The sequence below is a fragment of the Pseudomonas acericola (SeqCode) genome, from assembly GCF_053456465.1.
Genome location: NZ_JBRFJB010000003.1, coordinates 456,939 through 479,130, shown reverse-complemented (window position 1 = coordinate 479,130; position 22,192 = coordinate 456,939). Strand labels below are relative to the sequence as shown.

The following is a 22,192-nucleotide window of genomic DNA, read 5'->3' as shown; positions in this document are numbered from 1 at the left end:
TGAGCCGTTTCCATGCCAGCTGCCTTACCTCATTACGCCTTCGCACGCGGCGCCATCGCCGTCATCCCGTTGTCTTTGGCCTGTGCGCCGTGGGGGCTGCTGGCCGGCTCCATGGCCATTGATGCGCAATTCACGCCGCTGCAAGCCCAGGGTTTATCCGCCATTGTGTTCGCCGGCGCCGCGCAGTTGGTGGCGATCGGCATGGTCAAGAGCGGCGCGAGCCTGATCTCCATTGTGCTGACCACCTTGCTGCTGACCTCCCAGCATTTGCTCTACGGCATGCACATGCGCCCGACACTGTCGGCGCTCAACACCCGCTGGAGGATGAGCCTGGGGTTTCTGCTCACCGACGAATTCTTCGCCCTGGTCAGCCACTATGACCGCCAGACGTTTAACCGCTGGTATGCACTGGGCGTCGGCTTGACGTTCTACGTCGCCTGGAACCTGTTCACCCTCGCCGGTATCGTGCTGGGCAAGAGCATTCCGGGCCTGGACCAGTTGGGCCTGGAATTCTCCATCGCCGCAACCTTTATTGCGCTGATCACCCCGGTGGTCCGTGATGTGCCGACCGTGGTCTGTGTGGCCGTGTCGTTGCTGTTCTCGGTGTGGCTGAGCTTCCTGCATTGGGAATCGGCCGTGGTGGTCTCCGGCGTGCTGGGGATGAGCGCCGGGTATGCCTGCAAACGGCTGGGAGTAGGGCAGCGATGATCTACATCATGATTGTGACGATGGGCCTGGTGGTGTTTCTCAACCGCTACCTGTTTATCGAGCCGCGTTTGCCGGTGCGCCTGAACCGTGGTGCGCGGGAGTTTCTCGGGTTTGCGGTGCCGGGGATGCTTACGGCGATTTGCGGGCCGATCATCTTTCTGGCCGACCACCAGCATCTCAACCTGAGCCCGACCAACCCGTATCTGCTCGCCGGCATCAGCGCGGTAGCGCTGATGTATTGGACGCGCAACGTGCTGCTGACGGTGCTGTTGAGCATGGCGTTGTTCTATCTGTTTCGCTGGCTGCTCTGACGTCCAGGCGAAAAAAAGCCCGCGGGAGGGCGGGCTGAAGGGAGACTTCTAAAAATGAGCGTGGCCACTATAGGTGGCCCGTTCTCCCTTCACAGTGAAACTAAATTCATGCTGGCGTGTTGCATCAGCTCTTGGCGTTGAGCTTGCGCAGTTCTTCATACGTGGCCGACTGGACGAACCAGAAACCGGAAATGATGCACCACGTCAACGTGCCGCCGATCAGGACCGCCAGGCCCGTCAGGAAACTTGCACCGAACATTGTCACCAAACCCATCAGCCAAACGAAGGCCAGGGCGATGTAGAGCACAGTGTTGTTGACGCTGATGACGAAATCTTTCATGACGCTTCCTTGTAGAGAATATCCCGTTGACCTCCTCAGTGAGATCAACGTTGGCATCATAATGCCATGTGCCAGCAGGCGCTACCTTTGGCCCCTTGGTCGCCGGCAAGTGGTAGAGTCGCGTTTTTTTGCGACGGAGCAATGGCATGCACAAGGTGGTAGTTGGCGCATTGGTACTGGCGGCACTGGCCGGCTGCGCAGGTTCGAAGATGAAAGACGCGCGCGCGGGCACGCCCTACAAAACTCTGGCTTCGGATAAAGCCACCCTGGTGGTTGCGGAATGCATCCAGTTCGGCTGGCAGGACGAAAGTGTGTTTGGCGTGGATGCGGGCGGTTTCAAAGAGCCTAACGGGGCAGGCGGCTTCACCGTGTACACCACCGGCGGCGATTACTTTGTCGATGTGCAAAGCGCGGGTGCCGGCGCCACGGTCAAGTACTACGCCGTTGAAGACAACATGCCCGCCAAGCGCCGCCTGGCGGCACTCGCGACTTGCCTGTAATCCGTTGCCTTAGTGGTTTTAGGAAATGCCCGGCGGGACAGCCGCCGGACATTCGCTTATCATTCCTCCCGCTCGTTCGACGTGATGGCTCTTTACCAGTACACGGACGTCGAGGCTGACACGTCGGACGAGCATCCTTTTTCTCCTAGCGCGGCATATAACCCAATTGCCAGCGTCGTGGAATCTTCAGCGACACCACCCCCAACAACGCCGCCAACCCACCGCTGACCACCAGCGCCTTCAGGCCCATCTGCTGCTCCAGCAATGCGCCGAGCACCGCCCCGATAAACATTCCGCCCCACGGAATCAGTTGCACACGCCAGCCATTGCGCCGCTCCCCCAGCATCCAACGCCCCAGGCCGCGGCCAAAACGCGACAGCGCGCCCGTGACGTACGTCAGGCCCACCGGCAAGCCGTTGACCTCTTCCACCGCCGCATTGAGCATGCCCATCGCAATGATCGCCGCCAGCAAGGCGGGCAGGGTTTCATCCATAGGCAAAACAGCTGCGCCGCACAGCAGGGCGGCGATGCACAGCAGCAAGGGCAGGGCATGCCGGCGACTGAGGCGGCTGACCATCACACCCAACGCATTGCCGACGACAAATGTTGCTACTAGCAACAGCAACCGACCCGTCAACCCCAAATCCCCCGCACTGATCGCCACCGCCAGCCGCGTGGTGTTGCCACTCATGAACGAGACAAAATCGCCACTGGCCATAAAGCCAATGGCATCGGTCATGCCCGCCAGCACCGAAAGGCTGGCGACCAACATCAACCCGACCCGGCCGCGCCAGCGTTGGCGGTGAGCGTGTAGGGCATTGGCGTAAGGCTTGGGGGACGACGGCAGCATAGGGCTGGGCTCCGTGTGAGATTATTCGGCCACTACCGTAGGACGCTTTGACAGCCCGCGCAATGACCTCAAGCACACTCCAGGCGCCAGCCTGCGCTTTCCCAGCTCAGGTAATGCGTCGGCCGGATTGCCCGCGTGAACGCCTCATCATGGGACACCGCGACTATCGCCCCGGTAAACCCTTGCAGCGCCTGCTCAAAAGCGAGCACCGATTCCAAGTCCAAGTGGTTGGTGGGCTCGTCCAACAACAGCAACTGCGCAGGCGTTTTGCGCCACAAGGCAATTGCCATCGCGGCCTTCAGCCGTTCACCGCCGCTGAGCTGCCTCGCCGGTTGAGTCACGCGCAACGCGTCCAGTTGCAAAAGGGCCAGGCGCGTACGCAGTTCGGCTTCCGTCAGTGGCGTGTCGAGCCGGTTGAGCTGTTCGACGATGGAGTGCTGGTCATCGAGCAGCACGAGGTGTTGATCGATATAGGCGCAGGGCACATGCACGCTGCAAACCCCGCCAATGGCCTGCCAATGACCCGCCAGCACCTTGAGCAACGTGGATTTGCCGCAGCCGTTCGGCCCACGCACCGCAACGCGAACGGGGCCCGCTAGATGAAGGTCGAGGCCTGTGCGGGCGAGCCAAGGCAGGTCAACATCCACCAGCTTCAGCACCTGTCGGCCGTTGGGCACGGTCGAGGTGGGCAACGTCAGCAAGGTCGGCGTTTCATCCTGCACGCGTTGGTAGGCATCACTCACCCGGGCGTCGAGTTCGTGCTTGTGGGCACGGTGTGCACTGCCCACCCTGCTGACGATTTCGCCGGCGGCGCCTTTCCAGCGAGCCTTGGTGAAACGGTCCACGTTGGCGGTGTCTGCCTGCTTGCGCGAACGCGCGGCATGCCGTTGCAAATTGTCATGGTCTGTTTGCAGGCGCTGTCGTTCGCGGCTGCGGGTCAGGCGTGCGTGTTCCAGGGCCGCGACTGCCGCATGCTGTTCGGCGTCACGCTGCTGGCGGTAGGCATCGTAATTGCCGCCGTAGACCTTGGCGCCAAGGGGTGAGAGTTCGATGATGCGCCCCAGGGTGTTGAGCAGTTGCCGGTCGTGGCTGACCACCACTAGGCCGCCGCGCCAATCAGCCAATCGGTGCAACAGCCACTCGCGGCCGCTGCGGTCGAGGTGGTTGGTCGGTTCATCGAGGACCAACAAATGTGGTGCAGCCAGCAGCGCGCCGATCACCGCCACCCGCGCCAATTGGCCGCCGCTGAGTTGATCGGCCAGGCTGTCAGGCCCCAGGTGTTCCAGGCCAGCGTTATCCAGCGCGTGGCGCAGGCGTTCGCCGAGGTCCCAGCGGTCGTCGATCAGTTCTAGATCTTGCAGTTGCGCCGTGCCGCTGGTCATTCGTTCAAGGGCAGCCAAGGCCGGGGCTGTGCCGGTGAGATGGGCGACGGTTTCGCCGGCGGCAACGTCCACGCTTTGCGGCACGTAAGCCACGCTGGCGGAATGCCTCAGGGTGCCGGAGGAGGGCGGTAGGCGCCCGGCGATCAATTTGGCGAGGATGCTTTTGCCTCGGCCGTTGCGCCCGACGATGCCGGTGGGCGTGTGATCGATGGTCAGGTTCAGGTCTTGCAGTAACGTTTCGCCATTGGCGAACTGAAAGCCCAGGTGTTGCAGGGAAGCTAATACGGGCAGCCGGTTGACGTCAGTCATCAGCACCTCCAAGAAAATGTCGAACAGGCCAACAAGCGCGCCGGGCGGCTTGTTGCAGATACATTTTGGAAGGCTTAGATGTTCACGTCGGCGGTCGTCCTGATACACGGAAGGGACGCAAAGGCTAACCCTGCTTGGCTGTTTTCGGCAAGCCCGCTGCCAATTTTTCCAAAAACATCGCCAGCGCCACCTCTTCCGCCTTGAGCCCCTTGCGCACTCGCGGCTTGGGCAATTTGGACAGTTGCCCGAGGCTGAAATGCTCCAATACGGCTGGGTGGATGTAACACTTGCGGCACACCGCCGGGGTGTTGCCCAGTTGCTTGGCAACGTCCTTGACCGTCGCCACGATATGGCGCTTGGCGTCGGATTCAGGCTGCCACTCCAGTTCGCGCAAGACCGCCAGCGCCAGGGCTGTCCCGGCCCAGGTGCGGTAGTCCTTGGCGGTGAAGTCGGCGCCGGTGAGGCTGTGCAGGTAGGCGTTGACGTCATGGGAACTGACGGTGTGCCGTTCGCCGTCCGCGTCGAGGTATTGGAACAGGTCTTGCCCCGGCAGCTCCAGGCAGCGCTTGACCACCGTTGCCAGTCGCCGGTCCCGGACGCTGACCTGGTGCTCCACGCCACTCTTGCCACGGAACTGGAACTGGATCTCGCTGCCCTTGATGTCGACATGCCGGTTGCGCAGGGTGGTCAGCCCATAGGACTTGTTCTCACGCGCGTACTGGCTGTTGCCGACGCGGATCAGGGTGGCATCGAGCAGCATCACCACGGTCGCGAGGACCTTCTCCCGGGTGAAACCAGGCTCGGCGATCTGAGCTTCAAGTTGCTTGCGCAGTTTTGGCAGCGCTTTGCCAAACGCCTGGAGACGCGAGTACTTGTCGCTGTCGCGTACCTCACGCCAGCGCGGGTGATAGCGGTACTGCTTGCGCCCACGGGCATCGCGGCCGGTGGCTTGCAGATGGCCGCGCGGGTCGGCGCAGATCCACACATCGGTGTAGGCCGGTGGTACCGCCAGGGCGTTCAGGCGCTGGATTTCAGCCGCATCCTTGATCCGCACGCCCTTGGCGTCGAAGTACTGGAATTTGCCACGCAGGGTCTTGCGGCGAATGCCGGGCTGGGTGTCGTCAACGTAGTGCAGGTCGCGGGGCAGCGTGGCGTCAGGCATGGCGAAGTTCCTTGGCAACAATCAGGCCGGTATGCCTGATTGACCGCAGCCCTGCGCCGTCGTGCCAAAAAGCTTGTTTAGGCGAGGACGGCCACCGCCTTGATCTGCGCCCACAGCGCCTGGCCGGGGTGCAGTTGCAACTGATCGCGGGAGAACCGTGTGATACGCGCCAACAGCGGTGTGCCGGCCGCATCCAGGCGCACGAGGACGTGGGCATTGTTGTCGGCGCCCAACTCCTGGGTAACCGTCACCGGCAAGCGATTGAGGATGCTGCTGTGTTCCTCCGCCTGCAGGCTGAGGCTCACGTCCCGTGCCTGCACCTTGACCCGTAACGCCTTGCCCACCGCCAGCGGCGCATGGGCCACGCGCATGTGCAAGGCACTGGCGGGCAGTTGCAGGGTCAGCAATTGATAGTGTTCGTCGTAGGCACTGACTGTGCCATTGATCACCACGCCGGCGTCGTCACCGGAGGCCATCGGCAGGTCCAGCCGCGCCAGGGTTTCGCCGATGGGGCCGCTGGCCAGGGCCTTGCCGTCATTGAGCAGGACGATGTGATCGGCCAGGCGCGCCACTTCGTCCTGGGCATGGCTGACGTACAGCACGGGGATATCCAGTTCATCGTGCAGGCGTTCGAGGTACGGCAGGATCTCGCCCTTGCGCTTGCTGTCGAGGGCCGCCAGTGGTTCATCCATCAACAACAACTGCGGGCTGGTGAGCAGTGCGCGGGCGATGCCGACGCGTTGCCGTTCACCGCCCGACAAGTGTTGCGGGTGACGATCGAGCAAGTGGCCGATCCCCAGCAGTTCGGTGGCTTGGGCCATGTCCACGCGGCGCTGTTGGCGGGCAATGCGCTTGAGGCCGAACTCCAGATTGGCGCGCACCGACAAATGCGGGAACAGGCTCGCCTCTTGAAACACATAACCCAGCGCGCGCTTGTGCGGGGGGACGAACAGGCCCTTTGCGCTGTCTTGCCAGACCTCGTCGTTGATCTGCACAAAACCTTGCTCGGCCCGTTCCAGCCCGGCGATGCAGCGCAAGCAGGTGGTTTTGCCGGAGCCCGAGTGGCCGTACAAAGCGGTCACCCCGCGACCCGGCAGTTGCAGGTCCACATCAAGGGCAAATCCTGAGTAATCGAGTTGCAGGCGTACATCAATCATCGCGGTCAGCTCCAGCCCATCTTGGTTTTACGGCTGGAGTAGAGCGCCAGCAACACGAGGAACGCGAACACCACCATGGAGCCCGCCAGCCAATGGGCCTGGGCATATTCCATGGCTTCGACGTGGTCGTAGATCTGCACCGAGACCACGCGGGTCTTGTCGGGGATATTGCCGCCGATCATCAACACCACGCCGAACTCACCGACGGTGTGGGCGAAGCCGAGAATCGATGCGGTGATAAACCCCGGACGGGCGAGGGGCAGGATCACCGTGAAAAACGTGTCCCAGGGATTGGCGCGCAACGTCGCCGCCACTTCCAGGGGGCGCGTGCCGATGGCGGAGAAGGCATTTTGCAACGGCTGCACCACAAACGGCATGGAATAGATCACCGAGCCGATCACCAGCCCGGCGAAGCTGAAGGTGAGGGTGCCCAGGCCCAGCCATTGGGTGAACTGGCCGAAGTAGCCATTGGGACCCATGGTCAACAGCAGGTAAAAACCGATCACCGTCGGTGGCAACACCAACGGCAAGGCGACGACCGCGCCAATGGGGCCGCGCCACCACGAACGGGTGCGTGACAGCCACAGGGCAATCGGAGTGCCGATGACCAGCAGGATCACGGTGGTCAGTGACGCCAGCTTGATGGTCAACCAGATAGCGGAAAAATCGGCACTCGATAGCGGCATTTAGAGCTCGTAACCGTAGGACTTGATAACGGCCGCGGCTTTTGGCCCTTTCAGGTATTCAATCAAGGCCTTGGCAGCGGCGCTGTCCTTGCCCTTGTTGAGGATTACCGCGTCCTGCTTGATCGGGTCATGCATGGACGACGGGACGATCCACGCCGAACCGCTGGTGACTTTGCCGTCTTTATAGATCTGCGACAAGGCCACGAAGCCCAACTCGGCGTTGCCGGTGGACACGAATTGATAGGCCTGGGTGATGTTCTGGCCTTCAACCAGCTTGTCCTTGACCTTGTCGGTCAAGCCTTCCCGTGCCAGCACTTGGGTGGCGGCCAGGCCGTAGGGCGCGGCTTTCGGGTTGGCGATGGACAGGTGTTTGAAGTCGTTCTTCTTCAACACTTCGCCCTTGGCATCGACATAACCTTCTTTTGCCGACCACAGCGCCAGGGTGCCCACCGCATAGGTGAAGCGCGAGCCTTTGACGGTGTCGCCTTCGCTTTCCAGTTTTTGCGGGGTGGTGTCATCGGCGGCAAGGAACACTTCGAACGGCGCGCCGTTCTTGATCTGCGTATAGAACTGGCCGGTGGCGCCGTACGCGGCGACCAGTTTGTGACCGGTGTCTTTTTCGAAGTCGGCGGCAATCGCCTGGATCGGTGCGGTGAAGTTGGCCGCGACAGCGACTTGCACTTCATCGGCGTGGGCCGAACCGAAGGCAAGGGCAGCGACCAACGCGGCCAGGCGTGAAACACGAATCTTCATAGAGCAGCTCCTGAGGGTGTACGGCTTGTTATAGGTAGAAGGCGTTACCGCTATTTACGGGAATATATAGCGGTTAGCCATTGCCGGTACAGTGCCAAGTTGCCCCAGGTGTCAGTTTTTCGTAAGTTTGGCCAGCGCCTGTGAGGCCAATTCGCGTGTCAGGTCATAGGTGGAAATGTCTTTGCCCAGGCGCAACGCCTGGCCCGACCACAGGTTGCTGAAACCTGCTTCGTCCTTGGCCTTGAGTGGAATCAGCGCGCCGCCGGAGGTAGGAAATGCCGGCGCTGCCGGGTTGATCGCGCCCAATTCACGCATGACCCGATTGACAATGCCCCGTGCCGGGCGGCCGGTGAACAGGTTGGTCAACGCGGTTTCGCTGGCCTGGGCATGGCGCAAGGCATGGTGATGGGACGGCGTGACATTGGCTTCCGGGGTGAACAGGTACGCGGTGCCAATCTGCACCGCCGAGGCGCCCAGGGCGAAGGCCGCGACAATCCCCCGTGCATCACCGATGCCTCCGGCGGCGATCACCGGCACGCTAACGGCGTCGACGATTTGCGGCAGCAGGGCGAACAGGCCGATCTGGGTGTTGAGGTCATCGCTCAGAAACAAGCCACGATGCCCACCGGCTTCACTGCCCATGGCGATGATTGCGTCACAGCCGTGTTGTTCCAGCCAGATCGCTTCTTCCACGGTGGTGGCCGAGGACAGCACCTTGGCGCCAGTGGCTTTTACTCGATCCAGCAGGGCTTTTTCCGGCAGGCCAAAGTGAAAGCTCACCACTTCGGGACGGAACTCTTCTACCACCTGGCAGGCGGCGTCGTTAAACGGTTCGCGATTGGAGACGGGCGTCGGCGCGTCAAAATCCGCACCCAATTCGAGGTAATAAGGTTTCAGCAACTCTTTCCATTTCTGATCGCGTGCGGCATCGGGCTCGGGCGGCTGGTGGCAGAAGAAGTTGACGTTGATCGGCCGCGTGCTGGCCTGGCGAATCGTGCTGAGGGCTTCACGCAGTTGTGCGAGGCTGAGCGCCGCCGCCGGCAGCGAGCCCAGTGCGCCCGCGTTATTGGCGGCGATGACCATGGCCGTGGTGGTACCGACCGCCATGGGGGCCTGGATGATCGGCGTGTCGATGCCCAGCAGATCAATCAGGCGGGTGTCTGGCCAGGTGCTCATGGGATGCGTCTCCAGCGTTAGTAAGATTTTTCGCTGTTTTAGCAGGGCCCATGGTCGCCGGCCACTCTGTTTTATTCACTGGACGCGGGCGCATTTTCGTGCGGGTCAGCTGTCACTTTCGCGAGCCAGTAAGCGCCGCTTGCGCTCCACGCCCCAGCGATAGCCCGACAGCTCGCCATTGCTGCGCACCACGCGATGGCAAGGGATCGCCACTGCCAGACTGTTGGCCCCGCACGCCTGGGCCACTGCGCGGAATGATTTGGGTGCGCCGATACGCTCGGCGATCTGCGCATAACTGGCGGTGCTGCCCAGCGGGATGTCGCGCAGGGCTTGCCACACCCGTTGCTGAAAGGCGGTGCCACGTAGATCCAGTGGCAGGTCCAGCCCGAGGGCGGGCGCCTCGATGAAGCCCACGACTTGCGCGACCGTTTGTTCGAAGCGGCGATCTGCGCCCACCAGGTTGGCCTTGGGGAACTGATCCTGCAGGTCGCGTACCAGCGTGTCCGGGTCATCCCCTAGTAAAATGGCGCACACGCCACGGCTGCTTTGCGCCACCAGAATCGCCCCCAATGAACATTGGCCAACTGCGAACAGGATCTCGCTGTTGGTGCCACCGGCCTTGTAATCGCTGGGTTTCATGCCGAGCAACTGATCGGCCGCCTCATAAAAGCGGCTGTTGGAATTGAAGCCTGCCTCATACAGCGCATCGGTGACCGAATGCCGGCCCTTGAGCCCCTCACGTACTTTACGGGTGCGCTGGGCACTGGCGTAGCCCTTGGGCGTCAGCCCGGTGACGGCTTTGAACACTCGGTGAAAGTGAAAAGGGCTGAGCCCCGCGCGCAGGGCGAGCGTGTTGAGGCTGGGCGGGCTGTCGGCCTGTTCGATGTGGCGACACGCCTCGGCGACCAGTTGCCCATGATGGGCGGCCAATTGGGTCTGGTCACCGCTCGCACGTTTGCTTGCGCGGTAACCAGCGGCTTCGGCTTGTGCCGGGGTGTCGAAGAACTGAATATTTTCCGGGCGTGGCAACCGCGAGGCGCTACTGGGGCGGCAATACACGCCGGTGGTTTTTACGCCATAGACAAATAATTCATCGGCCTTGGGGTCGCGGGCGACGATGGCAGCCCAGCGCGGATCTTGTTCGGTATTCATGGGCGGCACTCTTGACGGGTCTTGCGCAGATTAACCGTGCATCGGTGGCCTGGCACTCCGAAGCTTGCGGTCAAATCAGCCGGCGGTGCGAAACGTCAGGTTGATGCGTTGCGGGCCCATGATCGGGTGCAGGCCTTCCTGAATTGGCATCACGCCGTGAAAGCGCAGGCGATCGACGCCGCCCCAGACCACGACGTCGCCATGGAACAGCGAAACTTTTTGCGTCCGGTCACTGCGCTCGGGGCCACCAAACAGAAAAATCGCCGGCAAGCCGAGGGACACTGACACCACCGGTGCGGTGTAGCGGCGTTCGTTCTTGTCCTGATGCAGGGACATCTTGGCGCCGGGCACGTAGCGGTTGATCAGGCAGGCGTCGGGTGCGAAGTCGATGAAACCGGCGTCTGCCGCTGCCTGCACCGCTAATTTGCGCAACGCGGCAGGCATGGCCGGCCACGGCAGCTGGCTGCGCGGGTCGAGTGGGGAGTAGCGGTAGCCGTGGGCGTCGGTGGTCCAGCCCAGCTCACCGCAGCTGCTCAACGCCGCCGACATCGTAAAACCGCCTGGGGTGACCATCTGCCGAAACGGTGATTGCGCCAACACCTGGCGCAGCGCTGGCAGAAGACGTTCGATCCAGGGCAGGGCATAACCCCTTAGCACGTAGGACTCGTCGCCGATTTGTTCACGCCCTGCGGGTTGTTGCAGGGCGTCATCGGCGAACAGGTCGGCGGTGGGGGCGGGCATGGGCTTACAGCGCCTTGCTCACAGTGATGTCGGTGATTTCATCACTGGCATCGTGGATTTTGGCCAGGGCTTGCTTGGCTTCTTCCACGCTGTTGCTGTGCAGTTGGGCGAACTCGAAGCGGCGTTCGCCGTTGAGTTTGTACTTGATCACGTATTTGGTGGTAGTCACTGCTTATTTCCTGTGGCGAGTCCGAATCAGCTCAGCTTGGTGCTGGTGCGACGAACGATACGAATCTTGTGGGACAGTGCGGGTTTGCGCGTCACGCTGATCGCACGGCGGGTGACCACGTCCAAGGTAATGTTCCAAAAACCGGTGCTTGGCGCGGTGATCTTGGCGGGAAACTTGTCGAATGCGCCGCCGTGGTAGGTGTGGCGGCCGCCATTTTTGAAGCTGCGAAAGTTCGCATCGCTCATCAGACGAATATTACAAGTCTGCGAGCATTCGATGACGACAATGTCCCCCTCGTTGAGGTGCTCGCGCTGGTGGATGAATTTCATGGGGTGTCTCCAGAAGGGCTTTTTCTGAAAAATCAGAACGATACGTAGGTTAAGATGGAGTTTATCAGCCCCAGCGCTTTTATTATCGTGCCGTTGTCGATGACATCGACAATTTAAAACAGTTATTTACCGAGTTATCAGGGATAAATCCTACGTTGGCGGGAGAAATTTACCATCCTCGCTGTCGTAGGATCTTTATCGGAGGTTTTGTATGAAGTGGAGTGTGTTGGTTCTGGCCGTGGCGCTAGGTGGGTGTGCCTCGGTTGCCGATATCAAGCAGACCCCTCCCACGTTGGCTGTCATTTCTGGCAAGAAGCCGCAGGAATATGCCGCCTGTGTGGTCCACAAGCTGTCGGCTACGCGTCGCCCGTCGCAGATTGAGCCACACAAGGACGGCGTACAGGTGATTGTTCCGCAGAAGTTTTCTGCCGATCCTTCGGCCATTTTCGAAATCGAAGAACGTTCCAGCGGCAGCAGCATCAAGCTCTACGAGAGCATGTCCAATGTGCCGATCCGTCCGGGTGATGTGAAAAAGGCTGGGGAAGATTGCATTTCCGGCTGATGCCGTTGCGGAATATCAGATATGAAACGTGAACACGTCAAAGCGCGCCATGCCGAGGGCCAGATCTCGGCCACCCACGTGATCCAGAATCCCGCCGACCTCGGCGAATGGATCGTCTTTTTCAAGAAAAGCGGCGGACGCAGTTTTTTCCTGGTGGACGATCAGGATGAGGTCGAATCCTTCGCCAGCCTTGATGCGCTGACCGAGACCCTGCGCGGGCTGGGGATCAAGTTCGCTGAAGTCCACCTGTAACCCAAAGGGCTACTTGCAGACCACCACCACGCTGCGGCTTTTGTAATTGCCGACGTCCTTGCCCAGAGTCTTGTCGCCCTCACTCAGGGCCGGCGTGCCCTCGGTGCCGACGATGCGGTAACCGGTGCCTGCGCAGGACGCATCAGCTTTTTCGTAGCAACTGGCCCACGAGTTGGCCTCGCCCGAGCAATCGACGGTCAGGCCTTGCTCGCCGTTTTTCAGATAGACGTCAGAGGTGGTGGTGCACCCGGCAAGCGCCAGTACCGCAGTCAGTGCCAGAATTTTGTTCATGGGTAGGTCGTCGTAGAGGGTGTTGGAGGGCGCGTCGAAACGCTCGTTGAGCGTCTGCGCAAGACTATAGCGAACTGCCACCAAGGTACAGGCAAACACAAAAAAGCCCCGTAAACCGGGGCTTTTGCGCAAGGCGCCGAGGCTTACTTGCCTTTGGGACGCTTGCTCGATGCGTGGCCGGCTTCATCCACAAACACTTCAGCAACCGCCGCCGCTTGGCTTTCGGTCGCAAAAGCACCGGCAACGCTGTCGCCGTGGAAGTTGATCAGGTGCCAACCGTCCGCACGCTTGGTGATCAGGTAGCCGTTTACGCCTTTTGGTTCTGACATCTATTGAGCATCTCGTGGTCGGGTTCAAGGCTGTCATGATAGCGCCAAATGTCGCGGCCCCGCGCAAGTTATTCCAATCCAATGTACAACCGCGAAAAGCGTGCTAAAAAGGTTGCAGCCCTTTAAAACAGTGAGGGCTGGCCTTTTTTTGCCCTGCCGGTGACGACGCTGTCTGTAAGATAAGCGGAACTTACACCGACATTTTTTCTCTATGTTGACATCGCAACGCCAGCAGGACCCATTGTAAGGTGACTGCGGCCTGATTAGACTGCGCCGAATTCCGTACGCACAGCCCTTTGTAAGGACTTATATGATCAAGAAATGCTTGTTCCCAGCAGCCGGTTACGGCACTCGCTTCCTGCCAGCGACCAAAGCCATGCCTAAAGAGATGCTGCCGGTGGTGAACAAGCCACTGATTCAGTACGGCGTCGAAGAGGCACTGGATGCCGGCCTGAACGAAATCTCCATCGTGACCGGTCGCGGCAAGCGCGCCCTGGAAGACCACTTCGACATCAGCTACGAGCTGGAAAACCAGATCAAGGGCACCGACAAGGAAAAATACCTGGTTGGTATCCGCAAGCTGCTGGACGAGTGCTCGTTCTCCTACACCCGTCAAACCCAGATGAAAGGCCTTGGCCACGCAATCCTCACCGGCCGCCCGCTGATCGGTGACGAACCGTTCGCCGTGGTACTGGCGGACGACTTGTGCGTCAACCTGGAAGGTGACGGCGTGCTGACCCAGATGGTCAAGCTGTACCAGAAATACCGTTGCACCATCGTTGCGGTTCAAGAGGTTGATCCTCAAGAAACCAACAAGTACGGCGTCATCGCCGGCGACGACATTGGTGATGGCCTGATCCGCGTCCGTGACATGGTTGAAAAACCGGCGCCGGAAGATGCCCCATCGAACCTGGCGATCATCGGCCGTTACATCCTGACCCCGGACATCTTCAAGCTGATCGAAGAAACCGAGCCAGGCAAGGGCGGCGAGATCCAGATCACCGACGCCTTGCTCAAGCAAGCCAAAGATGGTTGCGTGATTGCCTACAAGTTCAAAGGCCGTCGTTTCGACTGCGGTGGCGCTGAAGGCTACATCGAAGCAACCAACTTCTGCTACGAGCACTTCTACAAGACTGGCAAGGCTTACTGATTCACTGGTAGCCAAACCGGTTTTAAGCGAAAGCCACCTTCGGGTGGCTTTTTCGTTTTTCAGGACCCTGTAAGTCGGTATGCTGATGTCCTGCCGAGGAGAGTGAAATGGCCTACGATTTTGACTTATATGTAATTGGCGCCGGTTCCGGCGGTGTTCGCGCAGCGCGTTTTGCTGCAGGGTTTGGTGCCAAGGTGGCTGTGGCTGAAAGCCGCTACCTGGGCGGCACCTGCGTCAACGTCGGCTGCGTGCCGAAAAAACTCCTGGTGTACGGCGCGCACTTTGCCGAAGACTTCGAGCAAGCCAGCGGTTTCGGCTGGTCGCTGGGGGAGGCGAATTTTGATTGGGCGACCCTGATTGCCAACAAGGATCGCGAGATCAATCGCCTCAACGGCATTTATCGCAACCTGCTGGTCAACAGTGGTGTGACCCTCCACGAAGGCCATGCGCGCCTGGTTGATGCGCACCAGGTGGAAATCAATGGCGAGCGCTTTACCGCCAAACATATCCTCATCGCCACGGGTGGCTGGCCGCAGATCCCGGAGATTCCGGGGCGCGAGCATGCTATCGGTTCCAATGAGGCGTTTTTCCTCAAGGAGCTGCCCAAGCGCGTGCTGGTAGTGGGTGGCGGCTACATTGCTGTTGAGTTCGCAGGAATTTTCCATGGCCTGGGTGCGAAAACATCGTTGTTGTATCGCGGCGACCTGTTCCTGCGCGGCTTCGATGGCGCGGTGCGCACCCATCTCAAGGAAGAGCTGACCAAGCGCGGTCTGGATTTGCAGTTCAATGCCGATATCGAACGCATCGACAAGCAAGCCGATGGCAGCCTGAAAGCAACCTTGAAAGACGGTCGAGTGCTGGAGGCGGATTGTGTGTTCTACGCCACTGGCCGGCGCCCGATGCTGGACAACCTGGGCCTGGAAAACACTGGGGTCAAACTCGACAAGCGTGGTTTTGTCGAAGTGGACGACCTTTACCAGACGGCCGAATCGTCGATCCTCGCCATTGGTGATGTGATCGGTCGCGTGCAACTCACGCCGGTTGCCCTGGCCGAGGGCATGGCGGTGGCGCGCCGCTTGTTCAAGCCTGAGCAATATCGTCCGGTGGACTACGCGATGATTCCGACGGCGGTGTTCAGCCTGCCGAACATCGGCACCGTAGGGCTGACGGAAGAAGAGGCGAAGGAGAAGGGGCACACGGTGCAGGTCTTCGAAAGCCGTTTCCGGCCGATGAAGTTGACCCTGACCGAATGCCAGGAAAAAACCTTGATGAAGCTGGTAGTGGATGCCGACACCGACAAGGTGTTGGGTTGCCACATGGTCGGCCCGGATGCCGGCGAAATCGTCCAGGGCTTGGCGATCGCACTCAAGGCGGGCGCGACCAAGCGGCATTTCGATGAAACCATCGGCGTGCATCCTACGGCGGCGGAAGAGTTCGTCACCATGCGCACGCCTGTGGCGGGCTGATCAGGCGTCTGGCGTTGCCTCTGGTGCCGTTGCAACGACGGCGGCCAGGCGCAATGCCTCGATGCTGGCCTGGGCCTTGATGAGGTCCAGTTCCAGCGTCTTGTTCACCTGCTGGTGTTCTGTCAGCGCCTCCTGGCGGGACTGGCACTCCAGCACGGCCACGCGCAAGCGCTCCTGAATCAGGCTGCGTTCGCCGTCTATCTGGCTCACCTGTTCGTTCAACTTGGCCTGCTGGGCTTGGTCCTTGCGGGCCTGCTCCTGCGCGGTCGCCAGCTCCTTGGCTGTGACCCGGTGCTCAATCAGCAGCCGCTCGTTGTCGCGGTGCAGCTGGGTGATTTCATCCTGACGCACCATGGCGCTCTGCTGCGCCTGGCGTAGCTCAGCCTGCACCTGTTGCAACTGGCCTTCATGGCGACGCTGTTCCTGCTCACGCTGCTCCTTGATGGCATTGCGGTAATGCTCCAGGGCGTCGCGGGCGTGCAGGTGTTTGTCTTCCAGCGAACGGATCTGTTCGTCCTTGTCATTGATGCGCAGCTCGTAATCGCTGCAGGCCTGGCTGAGGCCGGCGTTACGGGTTTGCTCGGTCTGCAGGCTGGTGCTGGCGGTTTGCAGGGCGGCGCTTTCTTCGACCAGGGCGGCGGCCTGGATATCAAATTGCTGCTTGAGCTGGCCGTGGGCTGCTTCCAGGGTTTCTATCTGGGCGAGCAGGGCGGTTTTCTGCTGTTCGAATTGCGCCAGAGCCTGGTCGATGGGCTCTTGGGCTTTCTCTTTCAGGCGTTGCGCCAGTCGCGCGACCAACTCACCCAGCTCATCGTCGAGCGGTGCCTGGGTGATGGTGAGGCGCGATTCGCTGTCGTCCAACTCCTTCAAATAGCGGTGAATTGTAGTCTTTGAGCCGGTATTGCCCATCTCGATGCGTACGGCATCGATGCTTGGGTTCTCGCCGCGAGCGAGGATCGCCAAACGTGCCGTTTGAACGACTGCTTTGTTTATGCCGCCACGTGCCATGGGGTCTCCGTCGATTTAGTACTGTGGTACGTAGTATGTAGATACGTACCATATCATGAATAGATTCTCGTTAAAATTCATGATTTAACAGATGTGATATTGGCGTATTATCCCGCGTGATTGACAGTTTAACCGCGTGAACACCCGCAAGCAGTACGAATAGGCCTCCCATGAGCGATCTGGACCGTTATCTCAATGCCGCCACCCGCGACAACACGCGGCGCAGTTACCGCGCGGCCATCGAGCACTTCGAAGTGAGTTGGGGTGGCTTCCTGCCGGCCACCAGCGACAGCGTGGCGCGTTACCTCGTGGCCCATGCTGGCCTGCTAGCCGTCAACACCTTGAAGCTGCGCCTCTCGGCGTTGGCGCAGTGGCACACCAGCCAAGGCTTTCCCGACCCGACGAAAGCGCCGGTAGTGCGCAAGGTGCTCAAAGGAATACGTGCCGTGCACCCGGCACAGGAGAAACAAGCCGAGCCATTGCAACTCCAGCATCTGGAGCAGGTGGTGGCGTCGCTGGCGACGGAAGCGCAAGCGGCTGCCCAAACCCATGACCAGCCGCGCTTGCTGCGTGCAAAGCGCGACACGGCGTTGATCCTGCTGGGCTTCTGGCGCGGCTTTCGCAGCGATGAGTTGTGCCGCCTGCAGATCGAGCATGTGCAAGCCACCCCCGGCGCCGGCATCAGCCTGTATCTGCCGCGCAGCAAAAGCGACCGCGACAATCTCGGCAAGACCTACCAGACCCCTGCGCTGCTGCGCCTGTGTCCAGTGCAGGCCTACAGCGAATGGCTCAGCGCCTCGGCGTTGGTGCGCGGCCCGGTGTTCCGTGGGATTGATCGCTGGGGCAACATGGGGGAGGAGGGGCTGCACCCCAACAGCGTGATCCCGCTGTTGCGCCAGGCGCTGGAGCGCGCCGGCATCGCCGCCGACCTCTACACCAGCCACTCGCTGCGCCGGGGCTTTGCAACCTGGGCCCATCGCAGCGGCTGGGATCTCAAGTCGTTGATGAGTTACGTCGGCTGGAGCGACATGAAATCGGCCATGCGCTATGTTGAAGCGACGCCCTTTCTCGGCATGACCTTGGCGACGCAGCCGCTGCTTTAAGATTTCTTCTATTAATACTGTCACCTGATAGAGAAAACCAATCGCGAGCATCAGGTTTGCCAATGAGCCATCGGCGTAGAGAGTGAGTAGGATTCATCCCATCAACTTGTTAAGCCCTTCTACAAAACCTGACGGAGAATCAACGATGCCTATCATCAACAGCCAAGTAAAACCGTTCAAAGCTACCGCCTACAAAAACGGCAACTTCGTAGATGTGTCTGACGCTGACCTGAAAGGCAAGTGGTCCGTGGTGTTCTTCTACCCAGCCGACTTCACCTTCGTTTGCCCAACCGAGCTGGAAGACCTGGCTGACAACTACGCCGAATTCCAGAAACTGGGCGTCGAAATCTACAGCGTTTCCACCGACACCCACTTTGCCCACGCGGCCTGGCACAACACTTCGCCAGCCATCGGCAAAATCCAGTACACCATGATCGGCGACCCAACCCTGACCATCTCTCGCAACTTCGACGTGCTGATCGAAGAAGCTGGCCTGGCAGATCGCGGTACGTTCGTGATCAACCCAGAAGGTCAGATCAAGATCGTTGAATTGAACGACGGCGGTGTTGGTCGTGACGCTTCCGAGCTGCTGCGCAAAATCAAGGCCGCTCAGTACGTTGCTGCCCACCCAGGCGAAGTGTGCCCAGCCAAGTGGAAAGAAGGCGAGGCTACCCTGGCTCCGTCCCTGGACCTGGTTGGCAAGATCTAAGTCTGTGAAGCACCTCAGGGCGGAATACACCGCACCTTAAGTAAGCTGCATCCGCCCTCAAAAACGCCCGGGCGATATTCGCTCGGGCGTTTTTTTTACCCAGAATTAAAGGAATCGCCCGTATGTTGGACGCCAATCTTAAAGCTCAGTTGAAGTCATACCTGGAACGGGTCACCCAGCCGATCGAGATCGTCGCCTCCCTCGATGACGGCGCGAAATCCCAGGAAATGCTTGCCCTTTTGCAGGACGTTGTCAGCCTCACCACGCTGATTACCCTGAAAACCGATGGCAATGATGCGCGCAAGCCATCGTTCTCCATCAACCGCCCGGGTGCCGAGATCAGCCTGCGTTTTGCCGGCATCCCGATGGGCCATGAATTCACTTCGCTGGTGTTGGCCCTGCTGCAAGTCGGTGGCCACCCGTCGAAGGCCAGTGTCGAAGTAATTGAACAGATCCGCGCCCTGAAAGGCGAGTTCAGCTTCGAGACGTACTTCTCGCTGTCCTGCCAGAACTGCCCGGACGTGGTCCAGGCCCTGAACCTGATGGCTGTGCTCAACCCGAACATCCGCCACGTCGCCATCGACGGCGCGCTGTTCCAGGCAGAAGTGGATGAGCGCCAGGTGATGGCGGTGCCCAGCGTCTACCTTAACGGTGTGAACTTCGGCCAGGGCCGCATGGGCCTGGAAGAAATCCTCGCCAAGCTCGACACCAGCGGTATTGAAAAAGCCGCCGAGAAAATCAGCGCCAAAGACGCGTTTGACGTGCTCGTCGTCGGTGGTGGCCCAGCCGGTTCGGCAGCCGCTATCTACGCAGCGCGTAAAGGCATCCGCACTGGCGTCGCCGCCGAGCGTTTTGGCGGGCAAGTGCTGGACACCATGTCCATTGAGAACTTCATCTCGGTGCAGGAAACCGAAGGGCCGAAACTGGCCAGCGCCCTTGAGGCCCACGTGCGCCAATACGACGTGGACATCATGAACCTGCAGCGCGCCAGCGCTCTGGTGCCGGCGAAGAACCCAGGCGAGCTGCACGAAATTCGCTTCGAAAGCGGTGCGACCCTCAAGTCCAAGACCGTAATTCTGGCCACCGGCGCCCGCTGGCGCGAAATGGGCGTGCCGGGCGAGCAGGAATACAAGGCCAAGGGCGTGTGCTTCTGCCCGCACTGCGACGGCCCATTGTTCAAAGGCAAGCGCGTGGCGGTGATCGGCGGCGGTAACTCCGGCGTGGAAGCGGCCATCGACCTGGCCGGCATTGTCAGCCATGTCACCTTGCTGGAGTTTGACAGCAAGCTGCGCGCCGATGCTGTGTTGCAGCGCAAGCTGTTCAGCCTGCCGAACGTTGACGTGATCACCAGCGCGCTGACCAGCGAAGTCAAAGGTGATGGCCAGAAAGTCACTGGCCTGGCGTACAAGGATCGCGACAGCGGTGAGTTCAAGACGGTCGATCTGGAAGGCATCTTCGTACAGATCGGGCTGTTGCCGAACACTGACTGGCTCAAAGGCACCGTAGAGCTGTCGCCTCGCGGCGAGATCATTGTCGATGCCCGTGGCGAGACTTCATTGCCGGGCGTATTTGCCGCCGGTGACGTCACCACGGTGCCGTACAAGCAGATCGTGATTGCGGTGGGCGAGGGCGCCAAGGCTTCCCTGAGTGCTTTTGATCACTTGATCCGCACCTCATAAGTTGTCTGCCTGAAATGAAAAACCCCATGAGTGATCATGGGGTTTTTTCGTTCCCACGCTTTGCGTGGGAATGCATCCAGTGACGCTCCGCGTCACGCCACATACTTACATGGGCGCTGGCTGGATAATCTCGACCCAGTACGCATCCGGGTCCTTGATGAACGCCAGGCTCTTCATGCGGCCATCGCTCAGGCGCTTCTGGAAATCACAGCCCAGGGCTTCGAAACGCTCGCAGGCGGCCACGATGTCCGGCACGGAAATGCAGATATGGCCAAAGCCGCGCGGGTCGGTGTTGCCGTTGTGATAGGCAAAGTCGGCGTCGTTTTCGGTACCGTGGTTGTGGGTCAACTCCAGGATGCCGGGAATCGACTTCATCCACTGCGTGCGCTCGGCTGCATCGGCCGGGATCTGGGACTTGTCCACCAGCGCCAGGAAGTACAGGCTGAATTCTGCTTCCGGGAAATCGCGTTTTTCCACCAGGGAGAAACCGAGAACACGGGTATAGAAGTCCAGCGATTTGGTGATGTCCTTGACCCGCAACATGGTGTGGTTGAACACGAAGTTCGAGGTGGCGGTGTCTGGTTGGGCGGTGACGCCCGGGAAAGTGTTCAGTTCGTGCAGGCTCATGGGCCCTCCAGAAAAAATGGGGCAAAGCGGTCCCTTGGCTTGCGGCAAGCATCCGTGCAGCCGGGTCATGATACGCAAGGGCCGGCCAGTGCGCCAAATGAAAAAGGTAACGCCGGCCTTGCGGCTCATGGGGGCGGGGCTCAAACTTTGGCGCTGGAACCTTGGGTGTTTTTCGCAATGATCGAATTTCGTAAACCGTTGTTGAGCGCTGTGTGTGTGCTGCTGGCCAGTCCGTGGGTGCTGGCGGCCGACCCGGAAATTCATTGGCCCAGTGGCTGGCAGGTCGAGGAAGTGGTGCCGGACGGCGAGTCACCGGCAAATCCTGCTGTGGTATCACGCCAACGCGCGATCAAGAACGATGAAAATGGCACGACCTTGATGGTCATGGAGTTGACCGCTACGCCGATTGAAGCCGGGCACAAAGTTAATCTTCAAGGTGTGTTGCTGGAAATGCGCAAATCCATCCAGAAAGAGTTTGCCCAAGGCGGCTATCAAAGTGTGTGTAGCAAAATGCACCCAACGACATTGAGTCGCCTTGATGCGCTGGAAACTACTTGTGTGATTACCGAGAACGGGCGGCACGTGCTCTCGCAAACATTGGTTGGCGCAGTTGATATGGATAAGGCGTATGTTTTTTCTTATGCCGGGCAGGCGCAAGCCTATGAGACCAGCAAGGAGGAAGTCACTTCGGTGCGCAATAGCCTGAAACTTTGAAGGTGTTGCATTGGTCGATTTTGAACAAAGTGAACTGTTAGTTAAGTTCGTTATCGAACCCGCAAAAAAGCCCCGCATGTGCGGGGCTCTTTTTTAGTGCGCTCTGATCAGCCGCGCAGCCAGGAATCTACAGTGGCAGCGCCGTACTGTTCTTTCCAGGCTTTCAGGCCGCGGTGGTTGCCGCCTTTGGTCTCGATCAGCTCACCGGTGTGCGGGTTGTGGTAAACCTTGACCACACGGGCGCGGCGCTGTTTAGGGGCGGCGGCAACAGCTGCACCGGCCTTGCCTGGGTTAGGGTCGAGGATGGAGATGATGTCACGCAGGCTTTTGCCGTAGCTTTTCATCAGCGCTTGAAGCTTTTCTTCAAATTCGATTTCTTTCTTCAAGCCAGCGTCATTCTTCAAGGTTTCCAGCTGGGCCAGCTGCTCTTGAAGGGCTTTTTCTGCTGCGCGAAATTCGGCGAGTCTGGACAAAATCTGTACTCCAATAATGTAGTTGGCTGATATCAACTGCAGGCAAAGCTATAAGCCAAAAGCTTTAAGGCGGCTCAAAAAAGAGGCCTTTCTGCGCGTTTTGC

Annotated in this window: 28 protein-coding genes; 11 read left to right on the top strand and 17 right to left on the bottom strand. The window is 60.0% G+C overall.

Going from position 1 to position 22,192, the window contains the following annotated elements; genetic code table 11:
* Positions 1–12 precede the first annotated feature (12 nt).
* Both ACU688_RS14240 and ACU688_RS14235 read left to right on the top strand, forming a co-directional pair.
* Complete coding sequence (locus tag ACU688_RS14240; RefSeq protein ID WP_448185241.1) at positions 13–708, top strand: AzlC family ABC transporter permease; 696 nt, start codon at positions 13–15, stop codon at positions 706–708.
* Positions 705–1,019, top strand: a complete 315-nt coding sequence (locus ACU688_RS14235; protein ID WP_448185240.1) for an AzlD domain-containing protein — start codon at positions 705–707, stop codon at positions 1,017–1,019. The genes ACU688_RS14240 and ACU688_RS14235 overlap by 4 nt, the downstream gene beginning before the upstream one ends.
* Positions 1,020–1,143: 124 nt before the next feature.
* Here ACU688_RS14235 and ACU688_RS14230 read toward each other — a convergent pair whose 3' ends face one another.
* Entirely contained in the window at positions 1,144–1,359 is a 216-nt protein-coding gene (locus ACU688_RS14230; protein WP_017734230.1) for a hypothetical protein, read from the bottom strand.
* A gap of 146 nt (positions 1,360–1,505) precedes the next feature.
* Between ACU688_RS14230 and ACU688_RS14225 the strand changes: the two genes are divergently transcribed.
* Entirely contained in the window at positions 1,506–1,859 is a 354-nt protein-coding gene (locus ACU688_RS14225; protein WP_448185239.1) for a hypothetical protein, read from the top strand.
* 145 nt (positions 1,860–2,004) lie between these two features.
* Here ACU688_RS14225 and ACU688_RS14220 read toward each other — a convergent pair whose 3' ends face one another.
* The 11 genes from ACU688_RS14220 to ACU688_RS14170 all read right to left on the bottom strand — a co-directional run bounded on the left by ACU688_RS14220 (position 2,005) and on the right by ACU688_RS14170 (position 11,725).
* Entirely contained in the window at positions 2,005–2,709 is a 705-nt protein-coding gene (locus ACU688_RS14220; RefSeq protein ID WP_448185238.1) for a YoaK family protein, read from the bottom strand.
* 68 nt (positions 2,710–2,777) lie between these two features.
* Positions 2,778–4,400 carry an ABC-F family ATP-binding cassette domain-containing protein gene (locus tag ACU688_RS14215; RefSeq protein ID WP_448185237.1) on the bottom strand — a complete coding sequence of 541 codons (1,623 nt, stop codon included), beginning with the start codon at positions 4,398–4,400 and terminating at the stop codon, positions 2,778–2,780.
* A gap of 124 nt (positions 4,401–4,524) precedes the next feature.
* The gene (locus tag ACU688_RS14210; protein ID WP_448185236.1) at positions 4,525–5,562 is read right to left on the bottom strand and encodes a DNA topoisomerase IB; all 1,038 of its coding nucleotides are present in this window, start codon (positions 5,560–5,562) and stop codon (positions 4,525–4,527) included.
* 77 nt (positions 5,563–5,639) lie between these two features.
* Positions 5,640–6,719 (bottom strand): molybdenum ABC transporter ATP-binding protein, encoded by a 1,080-nt coding sequence (gene modC, locus ACU688_RS14205; protein WP_448185235.1) that lies wholly within the window; start codon positions 6,717–6,719, stop codon positions 5,640–5,642.
* Between the two features lie 5 nt (positions 6,720–6,724).
* The gene (gene modB / locus ACU688_RS14200) at positions 6,725–7,405 is read right to left on the bottom strand and encodes a molybdate ABC transporter permease subunit (RefSeq protein ID WP_017734225.1); all 681 of its coding nucleotides are present in this window, start codon (positions 7,403–7,405) and stop codon (positions 6,725–6,727) included.
* The gene (gene modA, locus ACU688_RS14195) at positions 7,406–8,158 is read right to left on the bottom strand and encodes a molybdate ABC transporter substrate-binding protein (RefSeq protein ID WP_448185234.1); all 753 of its coding nucleotides are present in this window, start codon (positions 8,156–8,158) and stop codon (positions 7,406–7,408) included.
* 111 nt (positions 8,159–8,269) lie between these two features.
* Positions 8,270–9,334 carry an NAD(P)H-dependent flavin oxidoreductase gene (locus tag ACU688_RS14190; RefSeq protein WP_448185233.1) on the bottom strand — a complete coding sequence of 355 codons (1,065 nt, stop codon included), beginning with the start codon at positions 9,332–9,334 and terminating at the stop codon, positions 8,270–8,272.
* 105 nt (positions 9,335–9,439) lie between these two features.
* Positions 9,440–10,486 carry a bifunctional DNA-binding transcriptional regulator/O6-methylguanine-DNA methyltransferase Ada gene (ada, locus tag ACU688_RS14185; RefSeq protein ID WP_448185232.1) on the bottom strand — a complete coding sequence of 349 codons (1,047 nt, stop codon included), beginning with the start codon at positions 10,484–10,486 and terminating at the stop codon, positions 9,440–9,442.
* 75 nt (positions 10,487–10,561) lie between these two features.
* Positions 10,562–11,227: a DNA oxidative demethylase AlkB gene (gene alkB, locus ACU688_RS14180; RefSeq protein ID WP_448185231.1), complete on the bottom strand. Its 666-nt coding sequence runs from the start codon at positions 11,225–11,227 to the stop codon at positions 10,562–10,564.
* 4 nt (positions 11,228–11,231) lie between these two features.
* On the bottom strand, positions 11,232–11,396 hold the full coding sequence (locus ACU688_RS14175; protein ID WP_017734220.1) for a hypothetical protein: 165 nt from the start codon (positions 11,394–11,396) through the stop codon (positions 11,232–11,234).
* A gap of 26 nt (positions 11,397–11,422) precedes the next feature.
* On the bottom strand, positions 11,423–11,725 hold the full coding sequence (locus ACU688_RS14170; protein WP_003173824.1) for a DUF1883 domain-containing protein: 303 nt from the start codon (positions 11,723–11,725) through the stop codon (positions 11,423–11,425).
* Between the two features lie 211 nt (positions 11,726–11,936).
* On the opposite strand from ACU688_RS14170, the gene ACU688_RS14165 reads away from it, so the two are divergent.
* Both ACU688_RS14165 and ACU688_RS14160 read left to right on the top strand, forming a co-directional pair.
* Positions 11,937–12,287, top strand: a complete 351-nt coding sequence (locus tag ACU688_RS14165; protein ID WP_448185230.1) for a hypothetical protein — start codon at positions 11,937–11,939, stop codon at positions 12,285–12,287.
* A 21-nt stretch (positions 12,288–12,308) separates the two neighbouring features.
* Entirely contained in the window at positions 12,309–12,539 is a 231-nt protein-coding gene (locus tag ACU688_RS14160) for a hypothetical protein (RefSeq protein WP_124524695.1), read from the top strand.
* Between the two features lie 9 nt (positions 12,540–12,548).
* Here ACU688_RS14160 and ACU688_RS14155 read toward each other — a convergent pair whose 3' ends face one another.
* On the bottom strand, positions 12,549–12,830 hold the full coding sequence (locus ACU688_RS14155) for a hypothetical protein (RefSeq protein WP_026136449.1): 282 nt from the start codon (positions 12,828–12,830) through the stop codon (positions 12,549–12,551).
* A gap of 143 nt (positions 12,831–12,973) precedes the next feature.
* Positions 12,974–13,159, bottom strand: a complete 186-nt coding sequence (locus ACU688_RS14150) for a hypothetical protein (RefSeq protein WP_017734216.1) — start codon at positions 13,157–13,159, stop codon at positions 12,974–12,976.
* 310 nt (positions 13,160–13,469) lie between these two features.
* Here ACU688_RS14150 and galU point away from each other — a divergent pair, with 310 nt between their 5' ends.
* On the top strand, positions 13,470–14,309 hold the full coding sequence (galU, locus tag ACU688_RS14145; protein WP_003212579.1) for a UTP--glucose-1-phosphate uridylyltransferase GalU: 840 nt from the start codon (positions 13,470–13,472) through the stop codon (positions 14,307–14,309).
* A 107-nt stretch (positions 14,310–14,416) separates the two neighbouring features.
* Positions 14,417–15,775, top strand: coding sequence for a glutathione-disulfide reductase (gorA, locus tag ACU688_RS14140; protein ID WP_448185229.1), 1,359 nt, complete (start codon positions 14,417–14,419; stop codon positions 15,773–15,775).
* On the opposite strand, the gene ACU688_RS14135 is transcribed toward gorA, so the two are convergent.
* A complete protein-coding gene (locus ACU688_RS14135) occupies positions 15,776–16,783 on the bottom strand; it encodes a DNA-binding protein (RefSeq protein WP_448185228.1) in 1,008 nt (335 codons plus the stop codon).
* Positions 16,784–16,953: 170 nt separating this feature from the next.
* Between ACU688_RS14135 and ACU688_RS14130 the strand changes: the two genes are divergently transcribed.
* The 3 genes from ACU688_RS14130 to ahpF all read left to right on the top strand — a co-directional run bounded on the left by ACU688_RS14130 (position 16,954) and on the right by ahpF (position 20,274).
* On the top strand, positions 16,954–17,886 hold the full coding sequence (locus ACU688_RS14130; RefSeq protein ID WP_448185227.1) for a site-specific integrase: 933 nt from the start codon (positions 16,954–16,956) through the stop codon (positions 17,884–17,886).
* Positions 17,887–18,031: 145 nt separating this feature from the next.
* On the top strand, positions 18,032–18,595 hold the full coding sequence (gene ahpC / locus ACU688_RS14125) for an alkyl hydroperoxide reductase subunit C (protein ID WP_010210361.1): 564 nt from the start codon (positions 18,032–18,034) through the stop codon (positions 18,593–18,595).
* Positions 18,596–18,717: 122 nt separating this feature from the next.
* A complete protein-coding gene (gene ahpF / locus ACU688_RS14120) occupies positions 18,718–20,274 on the top strand; it encodes an alkyl hydroperoxide reductase subunit F (protein ID WP_124524699.1) in 1,557 nt (518 codons plus the stop codon).
* A 105-nt stretch (positions 20,275–20,379) separates the two neighbouring features.
* Here the strand turns inward: ahpF and gloA are convergent, their stop codons facing one another.
* Positions 20,380–20,901, bottom strand: coding sequence for a lactoylglutathione lyase (gloA, locus tag ACU688_RS14115; protein ID WP_448185226.1), 522 nt, complete (start codon positions 20,899–20,901; stop codon positions 20,380–20,382).
* 177 nt (positions 20,902–21,078) lie between these two features.
* On the opposite strand from gloA, the gene ACU688_RS14110 reads away from it, so the two are divergent.
* Positions 21,079–21,615 carry a DUF4946 domain-containing protein gene (locus ACU688_RS14110; protein ID WP_448185225.1) on the top strand — a complete coding sequence of 179 codons (537 nt, stop codon included), beginning with the start codon at positions 21,079–21,081 and terminating at the stop codon, positions 21,613–21,615.
* A gap of 107 nt (positions 21,616–21,722) precedes the next feature.
* Here the strand turns inward: ACU688_RS14110 and ACU688_RS14105 are convergent, their stop codons facing one another.
* Entirely contained in the window at positions 21,723–22,088 is a 366-nt protein-coding gene (locus ACU688_RS14105) for a histone-like nucleoid-structuring protein, MvaT/MvaU family (protein ID WP_124524701.1), read from the bottom strand.
* Positions 22,089–22,192 lie beyond the last annotated feature (104 nt).

Bases quoted from the DNA above. Each gene is read 5' to 3' on its own strand.
- ACU688_RS14240 (WP_448185241.1), top strand. From the start codon at position 13: ATGCCAGCTGCCTTACCTCATTACGCCTTCGCACGCGGCGCCATCGCC.
- ACU688_RS14235 (WP_448185240.1), top strand. From the start codon at position 705: ATGATCTACATCATGATTGTGACGATGGGCCTGGTGGTGTTTCTCAAC.
- ACU688_RS14230 (WP_017734230.1), bottom strand. From the start codon at position 1,359: ATGAAAGATTTCGTCATCAGCGTCAACAACACTGTGCTCTACATCGCC.
- ACU688_RS14225 (WP_448185239.1), top strand. From the start codon at position 1,506: ATGCACAAGGTGGTAGTTGGCGCATTGGTACTGGCGGCACTGGCCGGC.
- ACU688_RS14220 (WP_448185238.1), bottom strand. From the start codon at position 2,709: ATGCTGCCGTCGTCCCCCAAGCCTTACGCCAATGCCCTACACGCTCAC.
- ACU688_RS14215 (WP_448185237.1), bottom strand. From the start codon at position 4,400: ATGACTGACGTCAACCGGCTGCCCGTATTAGCTTCCCTGCAACACCTG.
- ACU688_RS14210 (WP_448185236.1), bottom strand. From the start codon at position 5,562: ATGCCTGACGCCACGCTGCCCCGCGACCTGCACTACGTTGACGACACC.
- modC (WP_448185235.1), bottom strand. From the start codon at position 6,719: ATGATTGATGTACGCCTGCAACTCGATTACTCAGGATTTGCCCTTGAT.
- modB (WP_017734225.1), bottom strand. From the start codon at position 7,405: ATGCCGCTATCGAGTGCCGATTTTTCCGCTATCTGGTTGACCATCAAG.
- modA (WP_448185234.1), bottom strand. From the start codon at position 8,158: ATGAAGATTCGTGTTTCACGCCTGGCCGCGTTGGTCGCTGCCCTTGCC.
- ACU688_RS14190 (WP_448185233.1), bottom strand. From the start codon at position 9,334: ATGAGCACCTGGCCAGACACCCGCCTGATTGATCTGCTGGGCATCGAC.
- ada (WP_448185232.1), bottom strand. From the start codon at position 10,486: ATGAATACCGAACAAGATCCGCGCTGGGCTGCCATCGTCGCCCGCGAC.
- alkB (WP_448185231.1), bottom strand. From the start codon at position 11,227: ATGCCCGCCCCCACCGCCGACCTGTTCGCCGATGACGCCCTGCAACAA.
- ACU688_RS14170 (WP_003173824.1), bottom strand. From the start codon at position 11,725: ATGAAATTCATCCACCAGCGCGAGCACCTCAACGAGGGGGACATTGTC.
- ACU688_RS14165 (WP_448185230.1), top strand. From the start codon at position 11,937: ATGAAGTGGAGTGTGTTGGTTCTGGCCGTGGCGCTAGGTGGGTGTGCC.
- ACU688_RS14160 (WP_124524695.1), top strand. From the start codon at position 12,309: ATGAAACGTGAACACGTCAAAGCGCGCCATGCCGAGGGCCAGATCTCG.
- ACU688_RS14155 (WP_026136449.1), bottom strand. From the start codon at position 12,830: ATGAACAAAATTCTGGCACTGACTGCGGTACTGGCGCTTGCCGGGTGC.
- ACU688_RS14150 (WP_017734216.1), bottom strand. From the start codon at position 13,159: ATGTCAGAACCAAAAGGCGTAAACGGCTACCTGATCACCAAGCGTGCG.
- galU (WP_003212579.1), top strand. From the start codon at position 13,470: ATGATCAAGAAATGCTTGTTCCCAGCAGCCGGTTACGGCACTCGCTTC.
- gorA (WP_448185229.1), top strand. From the start codon at position 14,417: ATGGCCTACGATTTTGACTTATATGTAATTGGCGCCGGTTCCGGCGGT.
- ACU688_RS14135 (WP_448185228.1), bottom strand. From the start codon at position 16,783: ATGGCACGTGGCGGCATAAACAAAGCAGTCGTTCAAACGGCACGTTTG.
- ACU688_RS14130 (WP_448185227.1), top strand. From the start codon at position 16,954: ATGAGCGATCTGGACCGTTATCTCAATGCCGCCACCCGCGACAACACG.
- ahpC (WP_010210361.1), top strand. From the start codon at position 18,032: ATGCCTATCATCAACAGCCAAGTAAAACCGTTCAAAGCTACCGCCTAC.
- ahpF (WP_124524699.1), top strand. From the start codon at position 18,718: ATGTTGGACGCCAATCTTAAAGCTCAGTTGAAGTCATACCTGGAACGG.
- gloA (WP_448185226.1), bottom strand. From the start codon at position 20,901: ATGAGCCTGCACGAACTGAACACTTTCCCGGGCGTCACCGCCCAACCA.
- ACU688_RS14110 (WP_448185225.1), top strand. From the start codon at position 21,079: ATGATCGAATTTCGTAAACCGTTGTTGAGCGCTGTGTGTGTGCTGCTG.